Source organism: Streptomyces sp. NPDC088354 (assembly GCF_044753585.1).
Classification (GTDB): domain Bacteria; phylum Actinomycetota; class Actinomycetes; order Streptomycetales; family Streptomycetaceae; genus Actinacidiphila.
Genome location: NZ_JBIVNJ010000146.1, coordinates 1 through 1,941 on the forward strand (window position 1 = coordinate 1; position 1,941 = coordinate 1,941).

The window sequence follows — 1,941 nt, forward strand, 5'->3', positions numbered from 1 at the left end:
CCGCCTGTGGAGCCCTGATTCGGTACGACCGGCATGGGGGCGCTCCCTCGAGTCCGTCGGGCCGATCGGCGTTGCGCCTTCGGGCCGACCCGGCCCCTACGCCGATAGGACTGGTGGTTCTTCATTCGGAGTAGCCCACGGATTAAAAGGCGTGGCAATACCCGGAACCGCATATCACCCTAAAGAGTGAGAGGTCTCGGCCTCGGTCGGGATGTTGGGGTGGGCGGGGGCGGCTGGACGAGGATGGATGCGAGGTGCCGCAGGGCAATTCGCGCAGGAGGTGCCGGGGCTTGAGAGCGGCCAGGGCCCCATGGCCGGCGCACGGTCTTCGCCTGGGGTTGGCAGCTTGTTTGCCTGCGAAGAGCCCCTCCCAGCGGCCGCTATGGGACATGCGGGCCGTGTGCCGCCGCGCTGTCAGGGCTGTCCGTCCCGTAGCCGGATGCCGGCGTTGGTCAGGAGGTCGACCATGCCGACGCGAGCAGGGATCCCCGGCCGATCGGCAGGGGGCCTGAGGTTCGCGGACGCCTTGCGTGAGCTGCCCGGGCGGCACGGGCATGGTCCGGTTCCCAGGACGCCAGGAGTTCGACTGCCGAGCCCGGCTGCTGGTAGACCGTGGCGGTCCCGTGCTCGCAACCCGGTCCGAGCTGGGCCTGGTTGGGAGTCTGCTCCGGGGTGCGTGGGGGCCGTCTGTCGAGGTGCGGTGGATTCACATCGAATTGATCGCCAATGTTTCATCTGATTGGCATATGAAAAGACAATCTTGAATACGCCGTCGAAACGCGTCTCTTCACGCCGTGGCGCTCGCTCGAACGGTTGACTTTGGGACTGAAGCCTTGTCGTTCGGTCACCCTTATGGGTTACTCCGAAGTGTCCGTATCAGCGGCATTCGACTCTGCAAACGGACGTGGGCAAGCCCCTGATCAGGTGGCAACTCACACCTGACAGGCCGTTCTTCCCTCGATAGGCCCCTGTGCTTCACGTCGACGGGTGCACACCGCCGATCGGGTTCTCGGGCGCAAGGGCCATCGGGTTACCACCTGGCCAGTGGACACGAGAGCTGCTCGCACCCACCAGGGACGTGCGCGGACCGAACGCCCCATCACTGCTCGGCAATGTACCGCATTCCGAGCGAGGAGGAACACCTCATGCCTATCAGCCCGAATCAAGGATCCAGCGGTGGCGGCACATTGGTCACCATCACCGGCACCAACCTCACAGGCACCAGCGCCGTGCGGTTCGGTACACGGCCGGCGACCGCCGTCACCAACGTTTCGCCCACCCAGGTCACCGCCGTCTCGCCCTCCGGCAGCGGCGCGGTCGGCGTCACCGTCACCACCCCGGGCGGAACGAGCAACCCGATCCCGTTCTACTACGTCGGGGCGCCGTTCAAGCAGAGCATCAGCCCGGCCACCGGATCGACGGCAGGCGGCGAGACGATCACCATCAACGGCACCGGCCTGTCCAGTGCCACCAGCGTCGCGTTCGGCGCCAACACCGCAGTGCCGACGGTGGTGTCCGACGGTCAGATCACCGTCGCCGCCCCGGCCGGTGCGGCCGGCTCGGTCGGTGTCAGCGTCACCACTGCCGGCGGTACCAACAACGGGCTCTCGTACACCTACGTCGCAGCCCCGACGGTGACAACCGTCGCCCCGGCACAGGGCCCGACCTCGGGCGGCACGTCAGTGACCGTGTCCGGCACCGGACTCACCAGCACCACCGCGGTCACCTTCGACGGCAACCCGGCACCCTTCACCGTGATCTCCGACACCGCGGTGTCGGCGGTCACGCCTCCCGGGACCGCCGGACTCGTCGATGTCGTCGTGACCAACGACGCGGGCAGCGCGACCGCAACGGACGCGTTCACCTACGTCGCGGGCCCGGGCATCTGACCGCACCCCAGCGGCCGGCCCCCATGGACCGGCCCGGAGCGGACGGTAACCC

General features: G+C 67.7%; 1 protein-coding gene. It reads left to right on the forward strand.

Translation table 11 applies throughout. The annotated features are described in order from the left end of the window. Window positions 1-1,145 precede the first annotated feature (1,145 nt). Entirely contained in the window at window positions 1,146-1,889 is a 744-nt protein-coding gene (locus tag ACIP98_RS42365) for an IPT/TIG domain-containing protein (RefSeq protein ID WP_401982219.1), read from the forward strand. Window positions 1,890-1,941 lie beyond the last annotated feature (52 nt).